The 21,873-nt window shown below is 61.9% G+C and carries 14 protein-coding genes; 7 read left to right on the top strand and 7 right to left on the bottom strand.

Features of this window, described 5'->3' with window-relative positions; genetic code table 11:
• The first annotated feature begins 34 nt into the window (after positions 1-34).
• Complete coding sequence (locus tag JV18_RS0100475; RefSeq protein ID WP_033072937.1) at positions 35-1,270, top strand: dicarboxylate/amino acid:cation symporter; 1,236 nt, start codon at positions 35-37, stop codon at positions 1,268-1,270.
• Between the two features lie 144 nt (positions 1,271-1,414).
• Here the strand turns inward: JV18_RS0100475 and JV18_RS0100480 are convergent, their stop codons facing one another.
• From JV18_RS0100480 to JV18_RS0100495, 4 genes are all read right to left on the bottom strand, one after another.
• Complete coding sequence (locus tag JV18_RS0100480) at positions 1,415-2,698, bottom strand: FAD-dependent oxidoreductase (protein WP_052071643.1); 1,284 nt, start codon at positions 2,696-2,698, stop codon at positions 1,415-1,417.
• A gap of 40 nt (positions 2,699-2,738) precedes the next feature.
• Complete coding sequence (locus JV18_RS0100485; protein ID WP_235302692.1) at positions 2,739-4,382, bottom strand: N-acyl-D-amino-acid deacylase family protein; 1,644 nt, start codon at positions 4,380-4,382, stop codon at positions 2,739-2,741.
• A complete protein-coding gene (locus JV18_RS0100490; protein WP_033072938.1) occupies positions 4,382-5,815 on the bottom strand; it encodes a serine hydrolase domain-containing protein in 1,434 nt (477 codons plus the stop codon). The genes JV18_RS0100485 and JV18_RS0100490 overlap by 1 nt, the downstream gene beginning before the upstream one ends.
• A 306-nt stretch (positions 5,816-6,121) precedes the next feature.
• Positions 6,122-7,021 (bottom strand): LysR family transcriptional regulator, encoded by a 900-nt coding sequence (locus JV18_RS0100495; protein WP_033072939.1) that lies wholly within the window; start codon positions 7,019-7,021, stop codon positions 6,122-6,124.
• 163 nt (positions 7,022-7,184) lie between these two features.
• On the opposite strand from JV18_RS0100495, the gene JV18_RS0100500 reads away from it, so the two are divergent.
• Positions 7,185-10,178, top strand: a complete 2,994-nt coding sequence (locus JV18_RS0100500; RefSeq protein WP_052071644.1) for a TonB-dependent receptor domain-containing protein — start codon at positions 7,185-7,187, stop codon at positions 10,176-10,178.
• 162 nt (positions 10,179-10,340) lie between these two features.
• Here JV18_RS0100500 and map read toward each other — a convergent pair whose 3' ends face one another.
• From map to JV18_RS0100515, 3 genes are all read right to left on the bottom strand, one after another.
• The gene (map, locus tag JV18_RS0100505) at positions 10,341-11,108 is read right to left on the bottom strand and encodes a type I methionyl aminopeptidase (protein WP_033072940.1); all 768 of its coding nucleotides are present in this window, start codon (positions 11,106-11,108) and stop codon (positions 10,341-10,343) included.
• A complete protein-coding gene (locus JV18_RS0100510; RefSeq protein ID WP_443027754.1) occupies positions 11,105-11,332 on the bottom strand; it encodes a TA system antitoxin ParD family protein in 228 nt (75 codons plus the stop codon). The genes map and JV18_RS0100510 overlap by 4 nt, the downstream gene beginning before the upstream one ends.
• A gap of 89 nt (positions 11,333-11,421) precedes the next feature.
• On the bottom strand, positions 11,422-13,113 hold the full coding sequence (locus JV18_RS0100515) for a DUF885 family protein (RefSeq protein WP_235302693.1): 1,692 nt from the start codon (positions 13,111-13,113) through the stop codon (positions 11,422-11,424).
• A 557-nt stretch (positions 13,114-13,670) separates the two neighbouring features.
• On the opposite strand from JV18_RS0100515, the gene JV18_RS0100520 reads away from it, so the two are divergent.
• The 5 genes from JV18_RS0100520 (at position 13,671) to JV18_RS0100540 (ending at position 21,832) form a co-directional block, all read left to right on the top strand.
• Positions 13,671-16,439, top strand: a complete 2,769-nt coding sequence (locus JV18_RS0100520) for a TonB-dependent receptor plug domain-containing protein (RefSeq protein ID WP_160174150.1) — start codon at positions 13,671-13,673, stop codon at positions 16,437-16,439.
• An 80-nt stretch (positions 16,440-16,519) separates the two neighbouring features.
• Complete coding sequence (locus JV18_RS0100525) at positions 16,520-18,751, top strand: S9 family peptidase (RefSeq protein WP_033072944.1); 2,232 nt, start codon at positions 16,520-16,522, stop codon at positions 18,749-18,751.
• A gap of 1 nt (position 18,752) precedes the next feature.
• Positions 18,753-20,426 carry a DUF885 family protein gene (locus tag JV18_RS0100530; RefSeq protein ID WP_052071645.1) on the top strand — a complete coding sequence of 558 codons (1,674 nt, stop codon included), beginning with the start codon at positions 18,753-18,755 and terminating at the stop codon, positions 20,424-20,426.
• Positions 20,427-20,441: 15 nt separating this feature from the next.
• Positions 20,442-20,921, top strand: coding sequence for a DUF3830 family protein (locus JV18_RS0100535; protein ID WP_033072945.1), 480 nt, complete (start codon positions 20,442-20,444; stop codon positions 20,919-20,921).
• Between the two features lie 11 nt (positions 20,922-20,932).
• Positions 20,933-21,832, top strand: coding sequence for a bile acid:sodium symporter family protein (locus tag JV18_RS0100540; protein ID WP_033072946.1), 900 nt, complete (start codon positions 20,933-20,935; stop codon positions 21,830-21,832).
• The last annotated feature ends 41 nt before the right edge of the window (positions 21,833-21,873 follow it).

The following is a 21,873-nucleotide window of genomic DNA, read 5'->3' on the forward strand; positions in this document are numbered from 1 at the left end:
CAAACATGTCGATAACAATTGAGAGAGGCTCCTTTTGACTCGTTACTGGTTCAACATCCCGCTGTGGAAACGCATCCTGCTCGCTCTGGTCCTGGGGGTCCTTGTCGGCGTGCTGCTGGGCGAGGATGTCCAGTCGATCAAATGGATCGGCGATTTGTTCATCCGCGCGATCAAGATGCTGGTCGTGCCGCTGATCTTCTTTTCGCTGGTGTCGGGTATCACCTCGGTCGGCGATATTGGAAAACTGGGCGCGGTCGGCGGGCGCGCCATGGCGCTGTTCATGGCGACGGCGCTTTTCTCGGTGTCGATGGGCATGATCCTCTCCACCCTCGTCCAGCCGGGACAGGGGCTCGAAATCTCACTGTCGGGCGCCGATATCCCTCCGCCGCCCGAGCATACGATCACCGAAATGATCGTCCAGCTTGTCCCCGACAATCCGGTGATGGCGATGGCACAGGGCAGCATCCTGCCCGTGATCATCTTCGCCATGCTGTTCGGAATCTCGATCCTCGCCGTGGGCGAAGAAGGCACACCGCTCGCCCGCGCGATGAATGCGGGGTCGGCGGTGATGCAGAAAATGACCATCTTCGTCATGGAGCTCGCCCCCTTCGGCGTGTTCGCGCTGATCGCCTGGGTCGCGGGCAGCTTCGGCTTTGACGCGCTCATCCCGCTCGGCAAGCTCGTCGCGCTCAACTATGTCGGCTGCGGTATCATCCTGCTCGTCGTCTATCCGCTGATCATCCGCTTCATCGCGCGCCTGCCGGTGATCGATTTCTATCGCGGGGTGATCGACGCGCAGGCGGTGGCTTTCTCAACCGCCTCGTCCAATGCCGCGCTGCCCGTCACCTTGCGCTGTGTCGAGCGCAACCTCGGTGTTTCGAAATCCATCGCCAGCTTTACCGTGGCGCTGGGGGCGACGATCAACATGAACGGCACTGCGATGTATCTCGGCGTGATCGCGCTGTTCGGCGCGCAGGCCTATGGCATCGACCTCAGCTGGTATTCCTATGTCCTCATCGCGCTCACCGCGACTTTGGGCTCGATTGGCGCCGCCGGGGTTCCGGGGTCGGGGCTGGTGATGATGGGGCTGGTGCTCTCGTCGATCGGTGTGCCGCTGGAAACCATCGCCTTTGTCGCGGGCATCAACCATCTGCTCGACATGATGCGGACGATGACCAATGTGACCGGCGACGCCGCCGTAGCGGTGGCGGTAGGCCGGATGGCGGGCGAGATCGATGTGGTCGAATATCGCTCCGACGACGACGTCTGAGCGATACACCGCCGCCCCCATTCCGTCATTGCGAGCGCAGCGAAGCAATCTCCAGTGCTGGTCTAAACGACCGCTGGGGGTGAGAGATGGCTAGATTGCGTCGCTGCGCTCGCAATGACATTTTTCGGACTGGGTAGGGCGCCCCTAACCCGCCGTCACCCCGACCTCTTCCACCAGCGCTGCCAGCCGCTCGGCGGCGCCCATGGCAAAGGTCCACCCCAGCATGCCATGGCCGATGTTCAGGAACAGCGCGGCGTCCTCGGCCTTGATGATCGGCAGCGAATTGGGCGTCATCGGGCGCAGCCCGGCCCAGGGCGAGTGCAGTCGTTCATAATCGGCGGCCTCGGGCATGGCGGCGCGCGCGCCATCCACCAGCGCGTTCATGCGCGCCGCCTCAATATCGGTGCACCAATTGTTAAGCTCGGCCAGCCCCGCGATCCGCATCTGGTCGCCCAGGCGGCAAAAGACGATCTTGCGTCCCGTGTCGGTGATGCTGACGCGCGGCGAATGGGGCAGGGCGGGGGCGGTGAAACTATATCCCTTCATCGCGGCGACGGGCATGCGGATACCCATAGGGGCCAGAAAGCGCGCGGCCTCCGCGCCCAGGCACACGACCGCGCGCCGCGCGGCGATCTGCCGTCCAGCCCGATCGACGGCGACCACGCCTTCGGCGCTGCGCTCCAGCGCAGTCAGGTCGAAACCGAAATGGGGCTGCACGCCATGATGTTCGGTGGCGAGGCGGCAAAGCTGGCGGCAAAAGGCATAGGGATCGCCCACCGCGTCTGATGGCGTCCAGATGGCGGCGGCAACCGGCCCGGCGTCGGCCAGCGCAGGTTCGATCTCCATCGCTTCGGCGCCCGTTAATATATGCTGGTCGATCCCGGCGGCGCGTTTCAGGGCGGCGACCTGTTCGGCGCGCTCGATCCCGCCCGCATCGCGCAGCAGGTGCAATTTGCCGCTGCTTTCATGGGCGAAATCCAGCGAATGGCGCGCCAAAAGATCAGCCATCGCCGCCTGCGATTCCAGCGCCAGCGCCAGCGCGGCGCGCGTATTATGCGCAAAGCGCGCATTGGTGCAGTTTCGCAGAAAGGCGAGCCCCCAGCGCAGAAAATCGGGGTCGAGCGAGGGACGGATGCGAAAGGCGGGGTCCAGCCCCAATATCATGCCCGGCATCTTGGCGATCAGCCCTGGCTGCGCCAGCGCGTCGGTATAGGCATAGCTTAGCTGCCCGCCATTGGCGAAGGAGGTGCCGCGCCCCGCTTCTTCTGCGCGGTCGACCAGCGCGACCGACAGGCCGCGCCGAGCCAGCGCATAGGCTGTGGTGACGCCGATCACCCCGGCGCCCAGCACCAATATATCGGCGCGCTCGTCCTTGCGGCGCCCTTCCGGCGCGCGCGATGGCCGGTTCGCCGTCAGCGAATGCGTCATAATCTGTCCTGTTCCTGTCCGCCGATACCGCCGCCAGCCGTCAAGGGGCGGGGCAGGCGGCGGGGGGCGGCATCTTGCGAATGGCGGCGCCCGCCGCAATGCCGGTGGGCTTGCCTTCTGCGATCACCTGCTGCCCGTTGACGAACAGCGCGCGCACCCCGGCGGTCAATTCGCGCGGCGCGATATAGTCGGCCTTGGGCCGATACAGCGCCGGATCGAACATCAGCACATCGGCCTTATATCCGGCCTTCAGCCGTCCGCGATCGTTCAGGCCGAAAATATCGGCGGTCGCGCCGGTGCTGCGGTTGATGAACTGGGCGAGGCTGAGCGGCTTTTGTGCGCCAACATATTTCACATATTTCTGCGGAAAAGTCGCGAACATGCGCGGGTGGCCCGGCGACCCGTCCGAACTGGTGACGACCCAGGGCTGCACCATGAAAGCGCGAATATCGGCTTCGGTCATGTTAAAGGATACGAGCTTCCCCGCCGCGTTGCTGACGCGGATGATGCGGATCGCGGCGTCGAGGGGGGCGACGCCCCATGTCGCGGCAATTTCGCTCAACCTCTTCGCCGTCCATTCATGCCCCGGCGCGGTCAAAAGCAGCGAGGATGCGCCGCCGCGCCGCCGCATATTTTCCGTCATCGCTTCCTTGATCCGCGCCAGTTCGGCCGCATCGTCCAGCCGCGCGAGCAGCGCCTCGCGCCCGCCGTCGACCGCCCAGCGTGGCAGCAACGCCGCCTCCAGCCCGGTGCCCGACGCTTCCCATGGATATTGGTCGGCGGTGACTTTCTGGCCCGCCGCGCGCGCCGTCTCGATCTGCGCGATAATCTCGCCCGCCTGTCCATGGACATCGACGCCCAGCGTCTTGATATGCGCGATATGGACGGGGATATCGGCGGCCTTGCCGATGTGAATCGCTTCATCGACCGATTGGGAAACGCCGATGCTATAGCTGGATTCGTCGCGCTGATGCGTGTCGTAAACCCCGCCGCGCGCGCCCGCTTCCTTCGCCAGCGCAACCACTTCCTCGGTCAGGGCAAAGCTTTGCGGGGCATAGAAAAGCCCGGTCGAAAGGCCCATCGCGCCTTCGCACATCGCCTTGGCGACCAGCCCCTTCATCGCTGCGAGTTCGCTGGCATCGGGCGCGCGGGCGTCGTCGCCCAGCACCGCGCGGCGCACGGGGCCAAAGCCGACATAGGCGGCAACATTGGTGCCGAACCCCTTGGCTTCCAGATCGTCGAAAAACGCGCCGGCGTCGGGGGTGCCGCCGCCATCGACCCCGACGAAAATTGTCGTCACCCCCTGCATCAGCCAGGGCAGGTTGAGCCGTTCTTCCGCCCCCTCGCTGTCGATATAGCCGCGCGGGTGGGTGTGCGGGTCGATAAAGCCCGGCGCAACGACCATGCCGGTCGCATCAATGATGCGCGCGCCCTTGGGGGTGGCACGGACCGGCCCGACATAGGCGATGTCGGCGCCCTTGATCACCACATCGCCGATGATCGGCTGGGGCGCGCTGCCATCATAAATGGTGCCGCCGCGAATAACGGTGGTGCTGGCGGCGGCGTTGCGCTTCGCGGGCATGCTTTCGGCAACGGGGGCTGCTGCGATTGCGGCGGGCGCAATCAGCGCTGCGGCGGCGGTTGCCGCCATCAGGCGGGGCAGGGACAGGCAATGCGGCAACATCAGGGGCGATCTTTCTGAACAGGGTGGAGCGCGATTTCACCCGTGGCGCCTCGGCTGATGCTGATGCGCGCCGGGGCGGCCGCACCCGCCGCAACCGGCGCGCGGACATGAAGGCGAAAGCTTTGCGCGGCATAGCTGCCGTCGGCCTGCCGCTCGAACATCAGGGTGCGGCCCGCTTTCCCGGTCAGCGGAGAGGAAATGGTGACGCGCAGCCGCTTGCCTTCGGGCATCAGATGATAGGTTGCGTCCAGCTCGTCCGAACGAAAGATCCCGCTCGGCGCCTTAGGCATTTCTGCTGCTGCTACCGCCGGATTTTCGGTCGCGGCGGATAGCTGGCCCGCGCCGTCCGCCGCGTCCGCCGCACCCGCCACCGCGTCGATCAGCCGTTCCATCCGCTCCACCGCGCTCCAGTCGCCGCGGTTGCACATCAGGGCAAAGGACTGATGTCGCTCAGGAAAACGGACATAATTATGTTTATAGCCTTCGGCGGAACCGCCGTGCTGGACGCGATAGGCGCCCTTATAAGGGCCGATGTGCAGCCCGCCGCCATAGCCCATGTCGCGCGAGCCATCGCGCACCGGCGACCCGTCGCTGAAACGCCCGGGCGTCAACATGATGCGCGCAATTTCGGGGGTCCAGACTTTCCGCTCGATCTCGATATCGCGCTCAAAGCGCGCCAGATCGGCCATGGACAGCATCAGCCCGCCCGACCCGCTAAAGCGCGGAAAACTATTCCTTACATCTAAGTTATTGTTTTCTTTAATGTATCCATGAGCAAAGCTGCCGGGCTCTGGCTCCTTGTCGTTCAGGAAATAGCTATGCTCCATGCCCAACGGCGCGAAAATGGCCTCGCGGGCATAGTCGGCAAAGTCACGCTGTGCGACACTTTCGACAACTTCCGCCAGCAACAGATATCCGCCGTTCGAATAGCTATATTGCGTCCCCGGCATGAACGCCGTGTCGGCCTGTGCATAAAGCAGATCCAGCGCCTGCTGCTTCGACGCCGCCCCGGCATTCTCCATCCCGGCCAGCCGCAGCAGCGACAGCGAATCGCGAATGCCGCCGCTGTGATGCATCAGCATTCCGACGGTCACCGGCACTGCATATTGGGGCATTTGCGGCAGATATTGGCGAATATCATCGTCCAGCGACAATTGCCCCTTGGCGATCAGCGTCGCTGCCGCCAGCGCGGTAAATTGCTTCGACAGCGATGCGGCATAGAAAAGGCTGTTTTCGTCGAGCGGCCTTTGCGCCTTCACATCGGCATAGCCCGCGGCGCGGAACTGCGTCATTTCCCCATGATCGAACACAGCCGCAACGCACCCCGGCGCGAGCGGCTGCCGGGGGTCGCTGATCACCGCCTGCAACGCGTCCTTCGGCATGGCGACAGCTGGCGAAGCGATCAGCGCGAGCGCCGCAGGAGCGGTCAGCAATAGCGCGCGGACAGGGGAATGATGGTTGAACAGGGCCGATATCCTCTCTCACCCAAGGTGGCGCGCGGGCCAGGGCGAAGGATGATCGACCTTGGGGCAGCGCCAATGAAAGGGCGGCGCAAAGCATGTGCCATGCCTCGCCTCGACGCAAATGACGCTTTTTGCCGAGGGTATAGCCATGGAGCATGGCCCGCCCAGCGTCCCCGCTCTCCTCATTGCGACCCCGGCGAACGCCGGGGGAAGCAATCCCCGGCCATCGACCAGGAAACCGCCCGGCTGCAGCTCCTTCCCCCCGTCGTCCTTGCGCTACATCTCTCCCGCCTGCCCCTCGGCAATCACCCCGCGCACTTCTTCGATAAACTGGTCGATCAATTCGGCATGGGCGGGCTGGTCGAGCGTGATTGCGCTCACCGGCGTGCGTATTTCCGGCTCCAGGCGATAGGCCGACAGATCTGCGCCCTTGATCGCCTCGACGGTAAATTCATCGGCGACGGTGATGCCCAGTCCTTCGCGCACCAGTGCAATCGCCGCATAATAGGTATGGGCGGTCACCACCTCGCGCGGGGTCACGTCCAGCCGCGATAATTCATTGGCAAAAATATCCGCCAGCGGCCCGCTGTCGCGCAGCCCCACGAAATCAATCTGGTTCAACAGCGTGACGGGCAGGGGGCGGCCTTCCTCGCCAAAATGCCCGCGCGGGGTCACCAGCATCAGCGCGGCGCTGCCCAGTCGGCTTTGCGTCAGATGCGTCTGACGTACGATATGATAGCCGATGGCGACATCGCATTCGCGTTCATACAGGCTGCGCTCGACATCGCGGCTGTGCAGCGTCGTAATCTCGAACGACACATCGGGTTGCTTTTCGCGAAAACGCGCAATCGCGCGCGGTCCGACGGCAAGGCCGATGGAAGGCAGTGCGGCGACGCGCAAATGCCCGCCGCGCCGGTTGCCCAGGTTGCGCGCGGTGCGCGACAGGCGGCCAAGCTGGGCATAGACACTCGATACCTCGATGAACAGTTCATGCGCGGGCTCGGTCGGCACCAGCCGCCCTTTCTCGCGGCGGAACAGCGCATAGCCCAGCTGATCCTCGGCATGGCGCAGCACCTTGCTCACCGACGGCTGCGACACATTCAGCGCCCGCGCCGCCTCGGTCACCGACCCATGCTCATACACAGCGTGAAAAACCTCAATATGCCGCAACCGCATCAATTTCTCCTGATTTCAAGGCGCGCCTATAGACCAAGGCTATGGGGTGTGGAACTTCGAATATTGGACGCGTAGCGACGCTTCCCTGATCAAAAGTGACAGATTTAAGTCCGATGCCATTTGGCAATCGGAACAATCCTAAAAATGGGAAAAGGGGCTTTTCATGAATTTCCGACCTCAAAATCGCCGCGTCAAGGCGGCCTTGCTCATGTCTGCCAGCCTGATGGCAGTGCCGGTCGCCCATGCACAGGCGAGCGCTGCCCCGGTGGCCGATGATTATGACGATGCCGAAATCGTCGTCGTGGGCTCACAGATCAAAAATTCGGCGGTTGCGGGTCAACTTCCCGTCTCGGTCATCGGCAAGGATGACATGGACGCGATTGCGGCGACTTCGGGGTCGGATCTCATCGCGGCGTTGCCTTCGAACGGCACGATGAATTTCAACGGCACCGACACGGTCTCGGGCGGCGTTCACTCGGCGCGCGGCGACATCTCCTCGGTGAACCTCCGCAGCATCGGCACCGGCAATACGCTGGTTCTCCTCAACGGCCGCCGGCTTGTGCAGCACCCCGGTAACCAGACCGAGGATTCGGTGCCGGTCGCCACGGTGAATATGAACGCGCTGCCCGTCACCGGCATTGAACGCGTCGAAGTGCTCCACGACGGCGCGTCGGCCATCTATGGCTCGGACGCGGTCGCAGGCGTGATCAACACCGTGCTCGACACCCGCTTTGAAGGGATACAGGTCGGCGGCGAAATCGGCTTTGCGGAAAATACCAGCAAGGTGAAGCTGCGCGGTGAATTTCAGGGCGGCTGGACTTTCAACGACAATCGCACCAACATTTCGCTGGCGCTCAGCTATTATCAGGCATCGCGCGTATGGGCGCATGAACTGGACTATGCCGGGACCAGCGACCGCCGCCCCTTTGTCGAAGGCACCGAGTTTGAAGGCGACCTGGGCTTCGACAACCGGTCGAGCAGCGCGCCCTGGGGGCAGTTTACCGCGTCGCAGCAGGTGGCGGGCCTCACCAGTTCGGCGGGCGTGTTCCATATCCAGCCTGACAGTGTCGCCGGGTGCCGCGCCGCGCTTGGCACCGGATTGTGTATCGACGACGGCAGCCTCGACCGTGACCTGCGCTTCGATATCAATCGTTCGCGCACCATGGGTCCGGGGGTAAAGCGCGGCAACGCGTTCCTGTTCCTCAACCATGATTTCGGCGGCGTGCAATTCTATGGCGAAGCAGGCTATTACCGAGCGCGAACCGACGAATATCGTGGCGAATCCTCGATTCTCAGCTCGGCGCAGTTCAACATCTCCAAGGATGCGTATTGGAACCCGCTTGGCGCGGTCGGCAATCCGAACCGCATCGACGGCGTGGCTATTCCCGCCGAAGGCCTGGACGTTCTCCTGACCAATTACCGGGTGGTGGATGCTGGGCTGCGGCATATTCGCGTCGACAATGACTCGTTCCGCTTTCTTGGCGGCCTGCGTGGCGATTTCGGCGACTGGAGCTGGGACGGCGCGGCGCTTTATTCGGAAGCCACGACCAAGGATGTCACCTTCGATCGGGTCAGCAATAGCCTGTTTCACCAAGCCCTGAACCGCACCGACGCCAGCGGATATAATCCCTTCAACGGCGGCGATCCTGCCAATCCGAACTGGGGTGACACGACCGCCAATTCCCAAGCGACGATCGACAGCTTCCTTGTCGATGTGGAACGCTTCGGCAAAACCACGCTCGCGCTCGCCGACTTCAAAGTGTCGAACGGAAATCTGATCACCCTTCCGGCCGGCGACATCGGCGCGGCTATGGGCGTTGAATGGCGCCGCCAAAGCTATCTGGAGGATTTCGACGATCGGCTCGACGGCACGATTAACTATGTCGACGCGCTGACCGGCGATATCGTCAACCCGTCCGACGTGATGGGCTCCAGCGTTGCCGCCGATTCCAGCGGATCGCGCAACGTGTATTCGGCCTTTGCCGAACTTGCCGTTCCGCTTGTCAGCCGTGACATGGGCATTCCGCTCATTCGCAAGCTCGACATGCAGATTGCGGGCCGCTTCGAACATTATTCGGACGTTGGCAGCGTGTTCCGGCCCAAGGTTGCGCTTTCCTGGTATCCCATCGACGCGCTTCAGTTCCGCGGTTCTTATGCTGAAGGCTTCCGCGCGCCGAACCTCGAACAGCTTAACAATGAAGTCACCACCCGCGTCAGCACGGTGATCGACTATTATCGCTGCCAGGCGAGCGTCAACAAGGGCGACCTGCCCAATCTCGGCGCCTGTGCGGGCAATGATCGGGTCGAGGAACTGCGCTTCGGCAATGTCGATCTAAAGCCTGAAACCAATGCCAGCTATTCGGTGGGCGCGGTTCTTACTCCGGCGCGCCGCCTGACGCTGACGGTCGATTATTGGCACATCAAACAGCGTAATCTGGTCGGCATTTTCGGCGCCGAGAATGTCGCCGCGCTCGACTATGTATCGCGCCTCAATGGGCAGGGCGGGCTTCCGGGTATTCACCGCGCCGACCCGACTGCCGATGACATTGCCTTTTATCAGGGCAGCGGCCTCGATCCCATTGGCGAAATCCTGCAGATTGAGGATGTGTTCACCAATCTTGATACCCGCACCAGCGCGGGCATCGACCTTGGGCTTTATTATTCGATCCCCAGCACGCCGCTGGGCCGGTTCAATATCAAGCTCAACGCCTCCTATCTCGACAAGGCCTATCAGGGCATGTCGGATCAGGCGAAGCTCATCCGCGACACGCTGGGCGATGTCGTGCCCCTCGAAGCGATTGGCGACTTGATCGAACGCGATGGCCGTCCGAAATGGCAGGCGTCGGGAACGCTCAGCTGGTCGCACGATGGCTGGGGCGCCGGTCTCTTCGGCCGCTATGTCGGCAAATATTATGACACCGGCATCGTTCAGGACGAAACCGCCGCCAACTGGAAGGTGCGCGACGCTTTCACCATGAACTTCTATGTTCAGAAGCGGTTCGAAGACGGCCCGCTCGAAGGATCGCGCATCCGCTTCGGCGTTCGCAACCTCCTCGATGCCAAGCCGCCGTTCATCGATGCGACCTATGGCTATGATGCAAAGCTGCACAGCGCCGAAGGCCGCTTCTTCTACACCTCGGTCCAGGCCAGCTTCTAACAAGAAGCCCCGCGCCCCTTCGTTCCCCCTGCCGTCCAGCAAGGGGGCGCGGGCCTGGACAAAAGATCGCCGGAAAAGAGCGTGCCTCTTTTCCGGCGATCTTCATTTGGGCAAAAGGGCAGGCGAGGACGACCGCATGTCGCGCGTCTCCCCTTTTTTGGCTCAACGCATGGCTCGCTCGTCGCCGCGCAGTGTCAGGACGCGCACACCATCGGCGGTGACCGCGACCGTATGTTCAAATTGCGCCGATAATTTGCCGTCGGCCGTCACGACCGTCCACTCATCGTCCAGTGTCCGCACGGCGCGCCGACCCGCGTTCAGCATGGGCTCGATAGTAAAGGTCATCCCTTCGCGCAGGATCAGGCCCGTGCCGGGACGCCCATGATGCAATATGTCGGGCGGCTCGTGCATTTGGCGGCCGATCCCGTGTCCGCAATATTCACGCACCACCGAATAGCCATGGCGCTTTGCGTGACGCTCGACAGCAAAGCCGATATCGCCCAGCCGCGCGCCGGGACGGACCGCCGCTATGCCTTTCCACATGGCGTCATAACAGGTCTCGACCAGCCGCCGCGCGGCGGGCGCGACCCGGCCGACCAGATAGGTTTTGCTGGAATCGGCGATGAAGCCGCCTTTTTCCAGCGTGATGTCGAAATTGACGATATCGCCATCGGCCAGAATATCGGTCCGCGATGGTACGCCATGGCACACGACGCTATTGGGCGAAGCGTTCAGGCTATAGGCATAGCCATATTGGCCCTTGCTTGCGGGCCGTGCCGCCAATTGGTCGACGATCAACGTCTCGACCAGATCATTAACCTCCATCGTTGACCGCCCTGTCAGCGACAGCGTATCGAGATGTTCGAAAACCGATGCGAGCAGCCGCCCGGCCTCTGCCATCACTTCGATCTCGGCGGGGGACTTGATCAAGGAACGGCTCCCGCCACCACGCTTGGCGTCGTCAAGCTCTCCGCCGCCTTGCTTTCCATGGCCTCACGCAGCGCGCGCGCCGTGATTTCGGAATAGCTTTGCTCGGGCGCCAGCTCGCCCATCATCCCGATCCTGATCCAATAGGCCGCCTGCGCGTTGATTGACCGTCCCGAAATTTTGCAAGCGCGGCGAAGCTGGTCGTGCAGCGCATCGTCGATGTTCACGATCCCCAATTTTCCCTCCTATATGCGAATCATATATGATCCGTATATAAAGGTGGGACGGGATATAACCATCCCTTTGGGGACAGCGCCTATCCCGCGATCACGTCCGACAGCGGGACGTGGCGCCACAGCCTGCCTATCTCATCATCTTGCCCCGTCAGATCATAGCGAAGCAGCGAAACGGGCAGGCGGCCCGTGTTCATCAGATAATCGTGAAAATCCTTCAGTGAGAAATTTTCGCCCAGCTGGCGTTTGCGATCGACCAGCAGTTTTTGAAGCTGCATCGCGCCAATCGTGTAGGTCATGCCATATCCTGGCGGACGGCGGATATAGATGCCCGCATCGACTCGCGCGACATTGTCATCCAGATAGGGCGTCCAGCCTTTCCAGAAGCGCATCGTCTCCTCGACCCCCATCTCATTGCGCTGCATCTTCACATCGCCAATGGTGCGCGCCGCACGGAAAATGCCGAAGATATAGATTAGCTCGCGTGTGCGGGGCCGGTCGTCGAACAGGCCGAGTTGCAGCGCGGTCTCTTCCAGGTAGAAGCCCCAGCCTTCGGTGCGGCCGCTGTCGCTGATATGACGGCGAATGGGATGGGCGACGCGCGCGCGGGTCATGCCGTCGAAACGGTGTCCCGGAAAAGTCGCGTGTAAATGGTCGGGCGAGGCGTCGCGAAACTGCACCTGTTCCCAGAACATAGGCCCTTCGGGGCGCACGATCCACGGCGCATTATATCCCACTTCCTGATAGGTTTCGGGAATATAATTGGGGATGGTGATAATCTCTTCATCGCGCAGCCATTTGCGGATTTTGGCGTCGGTTGCGGCAAGCTGCGCCTCATATTCCTCCGCCGATGTGGGCAGCGGCAGTTCAGGCAGCTTGCGGTTGCGGTGCCGCTCGGTCGTATAATTGGCCCAGTGCCGCTCCAGCTCGCGCTCGGCCAAGGTGACGATCTGGTCGGAATCATAGGGCATCAGGCGAACCTGCCGCAAAAACCAGTCATAGGCGGGCTTGCCGACCCCGGCATCATCGGTCATCGCCGGGCGCGCCGCCGCCAGCCAATCGCGAAAGCCTGCAATCGCCGCTTCGGCCGCAACAATATCGCCGACCAGTTCGGGCTGTTGCACTTCCGCGCGCCCGCGCAGATCGGCGAACCAGCCGACCAGCCCCGCAGGCTCGACCGCGCGATAGGGCATGCCATGCCCCACCCCGTCGCCGTTCGACAGGCTGTGCAGCGCCAGATCGGCATAATCGGCGGCGACAGCATCCAGATTGACCCGCGCCTGCGTCAGATAGGCTGGAATGGCGCGCAGCTGGGCGCGTAGCTCCGCCAGCGCATCCCCCTCCAGCGGCAGCTCCTTATAGGCCAGCCGCTGCAGCTCATCGACATATAGGCCGGGGTCGCGCGCCCAGGGTTTTGTGACATTCAGTGTGAAGTCCATCAGGTCCATCTGCGCGCGCACCGCCAGATAATCGACCTGCTGATGCCGGTCCCACCGCGCGACGGCGAAGCGAGGCAATTCCGCCTGAAAGCGGCGCAGCCGTTCGCGGCGTTCGTCGACGGTCGCAGGACTGTAATCGGCCATCACCCCCGCGCCGGCCTTTTTCCGCCACGCTTCATATTGCTCAAATAGGGCGGTGAAGGTCTTATAATCCGCTCTTCCGTCCGGCGGGGCGCCGGTGGCGGCAATGGGCGTACCGTGATCCGCTGTGCCGCTGGATGAGCCTGATGACGCCGTCACCGCTGCCGCCGGAGTCATGGCGATGGCACCTAACATTAATGCCGCAACGGAGTTCATCGCTATTTTCTTCATCCTGATCCTCCCCCACCTTTCTTTGCATGCGTGGACCGTTACAATCGAAAGGAATATAATCATAAACATGTGAATATGGTCATGATGATGGTGCTTCCTCTATCGGTCAAGCGCAATATGGCGGATCGCAAGGGTCAGGAAGGAGGGTAGCGCCCGAATCGGCCCGGGGGCAATCAGGAGCATCTTATGGTAGGAAATTACGCAGATCGCTGTCTGAAATATTATAATCTCTTAACAGAATTTCACTTCATGATTGCGAAATGATTTTCGCCTTGCGGTCCGGCTTGGCAGTGGGCAGGGCAGAATAAATGACAATTTTCACATTTTTTCATGACAGCTCATTGACGGGCATTCCAGATTATGATCAAAATCACGCAACTGTTCACGCATATGGTGGCTGAGGGAGTCGCCAAGCGTGCCTGTTGCCAAAATATTCCAGGTGGGGAGTCAGCAAGATGAATATCAAGCGGGTCGCAACATTTCGAAATGGCCTAAAGGGTGGATCAGCATTTTTTCTGTCGATGGCGGCAATGGGCACGGCGGCAGCGCAGGATGTCGCACCCGCTGAGGAGGCCGGTGCCATCGTCGTGACGGGCTCGCGCATCCCGCGCCCCGATGTGGAATCGAACAGCCCCGTCAATGTGGTGGGCGAGGAAGAAATAAAGCTCGCCGCCACCAATGAAACCGAACAGCTTTTGAACGCGCTGCCTCAGGCCGTGTCGGGCTCGGGGGCGCAGTCGAACACCGGCAATGGCTCGGCGACGGTCAATCTGCGCGGCCTTGGCACCGTGCGCACGCTGGTGCTGCAAAATGGCCGCCGCATCGTCGGCGCCTCGCAGGATGGCGTGGTCGATCTCAACATGATCCCGCCCTCGCTCGTCGCGCGCGTCGAAGTCGTCACCGGCGGCGCGTCGGCGGTTTACGGCTCGGACGCGATGGCCGGCGTCGTCAACTTCGTGATGAAGGATGATTTCGAAGGCCTCGAAGTCGGCGGCTCCTACGGCATCAGCGACGAAGGCGATGCCGAGCGTTACAATCTTGAACTTACCGCGGGCGGCAATTTCGCCGATGGCCGCGGCAACCTCGTCTTCCACGGCAGCTATTATGACCGCGCGCAGGTGAAGGGCGCCGCGCGCGATCACGCCACCGTCTATCTCAATGACGCGATCGTCGACGGCAAGCCGGTGCTCGTCCCCTCGGGCAATGGCGTCACGCCGCAGGGCACGATCTTCGGCCCCGGCCTTGTCGGCCTGACCGATCCCAATGGCGACACCATCGGCACGGCGGGCATTTTCTTCGCGCCCGAGGGCTGGCGCGCCTATCGCCCCAGCGACGGCTTCAACGACCGTCCCTACACCAATTTGCAAATGCCGATGCAGCGCTGGTCGGGCTCGCTTCTGGGTCATTATGATGTGACCGACAATGTCCGCGCCTTCTGGGAAGGCTCCTATGTGCACAGCAAGATTAATTCGACGCTGGGCGCGGTACCGATGAGCAGCTCGGGCTTCATCCCCGGCTTCCAGCTCGACATTCGCAATCCCTATCTCGACCCAACGCTGCGCGATTTCCTCAGCAGCAATCTCGACAGCGACGGCGATTCGATGGTGCCGGTCAACATCAACCGCCGCCTGCTCGATGGCGGGTCACGTACCAGCGACCAGACGCGCGATTTCTGGCGCTTCGTCGTCGGTTTGAAGGGCGATCTTACCGACCGGCTGAACTGGGAAGTCTTCTACAATCAAGGCCAGACCAAGGTCACGGACGTCCAGGGCGGCGGCGTTCTCATTGATAATTTCGCCAATGGCTTTGTCACCAATCCCTCCGATCCGTATAAATGCGCCGCCGCCGATCCCAAATGCGTGGTGCTCAATCCCTTCGGGCTGAACTCGCTCACGCCCGAAATGATCGACTATATCTATACCGATCTCACCAACATCACGACGATCAAGCAAAAGCAGGTCGGGGCCAGCGTAACCGGCTCGCTCTTCACCCTGCCGGCGGGCGATGTCGGCATTTCGCTTGGCGCGGAATATCGCAAGGAAAGCTCGGCCTTCGATCCCGATCAGCTTTATGTGATGGGCAAGGCGCTGTCGCGTTCGGCGGGGCTCAGCCCGACGGCGGGTTCCTTCGACGTGTCGGAACTTTACGGCGAAATCTATGTGCCGCTGCTCGCCGACATGCCGGGCGTGGAAATGCTCGCTTTCGAAGGGGGCGCGCGCTTCTCCGACTATTCGACCGCCGGTTCGGTCTGGTCGTACAAGCTCGGCGGTGAATATTCGCCCTTCCGCGGCCTGAAATTCCGCGGCCTGTACCAGCGCGCGGTGCGTGCGCCCAATGTGGTCGAGCTTTATTCGGGCGCGACCAATACGGCACCCGATGCCGTCGATTTCTGTAACGCCGGGCCCGATCGCACGGCTGCGGAGCGCGACTTCTGCGTCAATTCGCTCGGCATTCCGGCCGCGGTGATCGACGTCTTCCAGCAGGAAAATCGCCAGATCCGCGCGATCACCGGCGGCAATCCCGATCTTCAGGAGGAAACCTCGGACACTTGGTCGGTCGGCGCGGTGCTGCGCCCCGAATTCCTGCCCGGTTTCCAGCTCACGGTCGATTATTATAATATCAAGATCGAGGATGCGATCGGCTCGTTCGGCGGCGGCCTTCAGTCGGTGATCACCGCCTGCAACGCCGATATGTCGCTCGACAATATCTTCTGCCAGCCGTTGCGCAAGCGCACGCCCGACGGCCAGCTTTACGACGTGCCGCTGCTCAACGCCAATATCGCCAAGATGGAAGCGTCGGGCATCGACTATCGCATCGACTATCGCCATGATCTCGGCGGCAGCAGCCTCGGCTATTATCTCGCCGGCACCTATTTGATCGACGCGATTTCGCAGGGCAGCCCGATCGTCAATCCGGTGAATTGCGCGGGCTATATCGGCGGCGGCAGCTGCTCGACCGCCAATCCCAAATGGCGCTTCACCCAGCGTCTGACCTGGGACATGGAAACACTCCAACTCTCGCTGCGGCATCGCTTCATCGGTTCAGCGAAGGATGGCCGCATCGCGGGCGCCAAGGCTTCGGGGGCGCCGATTCCCTTGCTCGCCGTCCCCGAAACCGGCGACGTCCATTATTTCGACCTCAGCGCGAATCTGGACGTAACCGACAACAGCAGCATCTATGCCTCGGTCGACAATCTCTTCGACCGCGACCCGCCCTTCTATCTGTACGAGCGGGAAACCTATGACGCGATCGGCCGCCGTTTCACCATCGGCTTCCGCGCACATTTCTAAGTGGTCAGGGGCTGGCCCGGGCGACATGATGTCGCTTGGGCCGGTCGGCCCTTTAAAATATGATGTAATGGGTGAGAAATATGCTGAATTTTCGTGGGATTGGGGTTGCGGTTTTGGGGGCGGCCTTATTATCGACCGCCGCGCTGGCGCAGGATCGACCCTGGCCGCATGCGCCGGTCCATGGCGGGGCCGAAACGGCGGGCACCTCGCTCTCGATTGATCAGCTTTATCGCTATAAAAGCCTGATCGGCACCTCTCCCGAGGCTTATAGCTGGGCGCCCGGCGGCGACCGTTTCCTCTTTCTGTGGAATGATGCGGGCTATAGTTTCCGCGACATCTGGTCCTATTCGGTCCGCACCGGCAAGAAAGAACGGCTGACCTTCCTCGGACAGGATAGCAAGCCGGAGGCAGAGGAAAAGGGCATCGCCCAGGCGATCTTCCTCGGTGGCGACCGCGTCGCCTTCACGCTTGGCGGTCAATTGCACATCCGCGAGGCCGACGGCACGATCAACAAGGTGGAAAGTGACAAGCGCGCGGTGCGCAAACTCACGCTCTCGCCCGATGGCAAGCATCTCGCCTTCGTTTCCGGCCATCCGGTCGACAGCCGCAACCGCGTGACGCTGGGCGGCGACCTCTGGGTCCGCGATGTGGCGGCCAAGGGGGCCGGCAGCACGCGGCGCATCGTCGGCTATGACGATCCCAAAATCTATGTGAACAGCTTTCAATGGTCGGACGACGGCAGCGCCATCGCCTTTGAACAGGCCGATGACCGCGCCATGCCCGAACGCGATATTTTCTATTATACGCGCGACGGGCTTCAGAATAACCGCGTGATCCGCGCCTTTCCCGGCGATGAAACGACAAAGGCGACGGTGGGCAAGGTCGATCTCGCCTCGGGCGACATCCGCTATTTCGACCGGCCCGATGCCAAGCATCATGTCTGGGACTATGGCCTGTCAAGCGATGGCGAGCGGCTCTTCATCAGCGGTTCCGACATGGAGGCGAAGGAGCATCGCATCTATGTCTATGACACGGCGACCGGCGCGCGCGAAACCTTCTATCAGCTTCGCGAGCCCAAGCATTTGCGCCCCGACTGGAAAGTCGCCTGGGCGCCCGGCGATGACGGGCTGATCATCCTCACCGACCGCGATGGCTGGCTGCATCTTTATCATCAGCGGGCGGCAGGCGAAGTCCCGCGTGCGATCACCAGCGGCCAATGGGAAATTGCCTCTTTCGACGTCGATAAAAAAGGGCGGCAGATTTATTTCACCGCCAATAAATCGCATCTCGCCGACCGCCAGATTTACCGCGTGCCCGTTGCGGGTGGCGCGGTGGAACGGGTGAGCGCGCCCGCCGCAGGCACGCATGAGCCCGTCTATTCACCCGATTTTCGGCATATCGCCGATTGGTATAGCAATGACGACATGCCGCCCGAGCTTTTCCTTGTCGATACGGGCAAGCCGGGGCAGGCCAAACAGCTCACCAAATCGCCCCAGCCCGATTTCTACAAACAGACGTGGGCGAATATCGGCTATGTCGAATTTCCGAGCCATGTCGATGGCACCAATCTGGTTGCGCGGCTCAGCCTTCCCGCCAATTATGATCCGGCGAAACGCTATCCGGTCATCGTCGGATCGGTCTATTCGGACGCGGTTCGCAACCAATGGGGCGGGCGCCGCGCGCATCCGACCTGGGGCCTCGACCAATATTTTGTCGGGCAGGGCTATATTGTCCTGAACGTCAACATCCGCGGCTCATGGGGGCAGGGACGCGAGCATAATCAAAGCCAGTATCACAGCTATGGCGAAACCGACATCAACGACCTGGAAAGCGGCGTCCGTTTCCTGATCGACAAGGGCTATGCCGATCCGAAACGCATCGGCATCTGGGGGTCGAGCTATGGCGGGCTGATGACGATCATGTCACTTTCCAAAAAGCCCGGCCTCTATGCTGCGGGCATTGCCGGGGCGCCCGCTACCAATGTCTGGCACGCCTATCCGGGGCAGATGTGGATCATGGGTCCGCCCGAAGGTGCCGACATGCCCGCGCGCTATGAAGCGCAATCGGCACTTTATCAGGCGCATGGCATCAAGGATCCGCTGATGATCATCCATGGCACGCGCGATCCGGTGGTGCTTTATTCGGATACGCTGGCGCTCGTCGATCATATGATCGAGCGCGAACAGATGTTCGAACTGGTCACCATCCCCGGCGGCAATCATGCCTGGGCCAGTGACACGCTGCCGCAGGCGCGCTTCGCCTTCAAGAAAATGGTCGATTACTTTAATCGCAATGTCAGGGATCGGAAATAAGATGCTGCGTTCCTTGGCTTCTCTTGTGATGGGCGGTGCCGGTCTGCTCGCGGCGCAAGGCGCGGCGGCAGAGGAAGCGGTGCAACAGCTTGGCGCCGAATTTTGGGAATGGCGCGCCGCGACGCAGCCCGCGACCAGCGACGATATTCCCCGCATCCTGCGCCCCGATGGCTGGACGCCCGACTGGACGCCCAAGGCTGTTGGGGCGCAGAAACAGCGACTTGCAGCCTTTGAGGCGCGGTGGAAAGCGCTCGCGGGGCGTCCTCGCAGCGTCAGCGAGTCGGTCGATTACCGTCTTGTGGGCTCGGCGCTCGCCCGGGTGCGCTGGGAAATGGACCATGTCGCTGCGTGGCAGCGCCAGCCCCATTTCTATGTCGCCCAGACGCTCAACCCGATTTTCGAAGTGCTGCTCCCGCCGCCCCCCGTCGAAAGTGCGCGGATCGACGATGTCATCCGCCACCTCAACAATGCGCCCGCCATTCTCGCGGCAGGCCGCGCCAATCTCACCGACATGCGCGGTCCTTTCGTCAAGGCGGCGCTCCACCAGATTGGAGCGGTTCCTGTCAGCGTAAACGGCATGATCGAAGGGTTGAAACCCTATGCGAGCGCGCGGCAGCGGAAACTTCTGGCCGTCGCTGGAACCCGGGCTTTGGCGGCCTTCGCGGATTTTGAGACTCATCTCCAATCACGTTCCGTGGCACTTTCGCAAACAACCGCGGTCGGGCGGGAGAGTTATATTTTCTTTCTGCGTAACGTCGCGCTTTATCCCTATTCGCCCGAGGAATTGCTGGTCATGGGCCGCCAGGAATGGGCGCGGTCGGTGCTGTTCGAGGAGCTGGAGCGGAACCGGAATGCCGGGGTTCCCGAACTGCCGATTGCTGCCTCGATCGAGGATGTCATCGCTAAACTCGACGCCGACGAGCGCAAGGTGCGCCAGTTTCTGCGCGACAAGAAGCTGCTCACCATCCCCGACTGGGCTGGCCATTATAAAGCCCAGCCTTTTCCCGCCTATCTGGCGCCGATCGGCTGGCTGGGGCGGACGTTCGACCTCACCGACCGCGCGCGCGTCGGGCAGGATGCGACCGTTTATCTTCCCGAACCCTCGCCCTCGCTCGGCTATTTCAACCTGTCGATCACGCGCGACCCGCGTCCAATCATCGTCCATGAAGGGGTGCCGGGCCATTATTTCCAGCTTGCGCTGGGGTGGAAGCACCCCAATCCCCTGCGCCGCCATTATTATGACAGCGGCGCCAATGAAGGCACCGGCTTCTATGCCGAGGAAATGATGCTGCAGGCCGGGCTGTGGGCCGACGACCCCAAATCGCGCGAGATCATCTATAATTTCGCGCGCGCGCGCGCCTTGCGGGTCGAGGTCGATGTAAAGCTCGCCCTTGGCGAATTCAGCATCGACGAAGCCGCCGATTATCTCGAGGCCATGGTGCCGATGGACCGCGCGACCGCCGAAGAGGAAGCCGTCTTCTTCGCCGCCGCCCCGGGACAGGCGATCAGTTATCAGATCGGCAAGATGCAGACGGCGGAATTTCTGGCCGAAGCGCGCGTGCGCGAAGGCGCGAAATTCAACCTGCAGCGCTTCCACGATTATCTCTGGCAAAATGGCAATGTGCCCATTGCGCTCCAGAAGGAAGAATATCTCGCCACGGTTGCGGGCCAGTAGGGAAGAGGGAAGAAGATGCGACTTATTCGACTGATCGAGCCGCAATCGGGGCTTTCGGCCCGGTGCCAGCTTCTCGAAGACAAGGCGCCCGCCTCGTCGGCTTTCCTCTGGGACCTTGCAACCCGCAAGGCCTCGTTCGAGGCGATGCACGCCATCTGGACCGGGCCCGAAATCTCGGTTCCCATGCCGGCCTCGACTTTGCCGCAAGGCATGGCGACCCCCGCCATCCCCGCGGAAAATGCGACGGCTTATCCCGATGTGGGCGATATCGTTCTCGCCTATCTTGCGGCGGGCAGCACCAAGGGACTGCCGCCGGGCGAATTTTACGACATCGGCCTTTTCTATGGGCCGGGCGGGCGCCTCCTGATGCCTTTCGGCTGGCTTCAGGCCAATGTCGCGGCGCGCATCCTTGATGAGGATCTGGAGAAGGCGCAGGCCGATTGCCGGACCATTCGCCGCAACGGCGCCTGCACCCTGTCGCTTGAAACGGCATAGGGGCGGGCGGCGTGAGCTATGACCAACTGATGGCGCTGCTGGGTGACTGGCTGCTTCCCGGCTCGCTCGTCGCGATTATGGCTTCGATGGGCCTGTCGCTGACCCCCGATGATTTCCGCCAGGTGTTCCGCAACAAGAGGGCGTTGATTTTCGGCGTCTGCTCGATGCTTGTCGTGCCGCCGCTGATCGGCATTTCTCTTGCTCTCACCGTGGCACCGACGGCGGCGCTGGCGGTCGGCTTCGTGCTGCTCGCCACGACACCGGGCGGCATGCTCTCCAACCTGTTTACCGACATGGCGAAGGGCGATCTTGCGCTTTCCATGTCGCTGACCTTGCTGGTCAGTATGCTCTATATCTTTCTCGTCCCCTTTTACGCCCATTTCGCGTTGCTGCATTTCATGGGGCTGGAAACCGAAGTGCGCGTGCCGCTGGGCGCCTTTTTCTGGAATATTTTCTCGATCACGCTGCTGCCCGCCACCATCGGCTTCCTGATCCGTATGGCGCGGCCGCGTCTTGCCATCGCTGCCAAACGTCATCTGAAGCGGCTTGCGACCATCGTGCTGTTCAGCTCCTTTGGCGTGATCCTCTTTGACCAGCTACCTGTGCTTCGCGAAAATCTGGGAGCGCTGCTCTGGATCACCGTCGCGCTCAATCTGATCATGGTGGTGGTCGTCACCTCGATCGCCCGCTTTGCCGGTTTTTCGAAGCGCGAGAATATAGCCATCGGGGTCGAACATCTGATGCGGCAAGAAGGGACGGCCATCTTCATCGCCGTTTCCATCGTCGGCAATAATGAAATGTCGCTGCCGATGATCATGAACACGCCGATAGCGCTTTGTTTTGTCATCGCTTTTGTTGCCTGGGCCCGGCCGAGATCGGCGCGGGGGGATCCGGTGGGTGCGCGCATCTGACCCCGTAAAATTGATATAAATCCGGAAAAATACCGGAAAAT

Source organism: Sphingopyxis sp. MWB1 (genome assembly GCF_000763945.1).
Classification (GTDB): Bacteria; Pseudomonadota; Alphaproteobacteria; order Sphingomonadales; family Sphingomonadaceae; genus Sphingopyxis.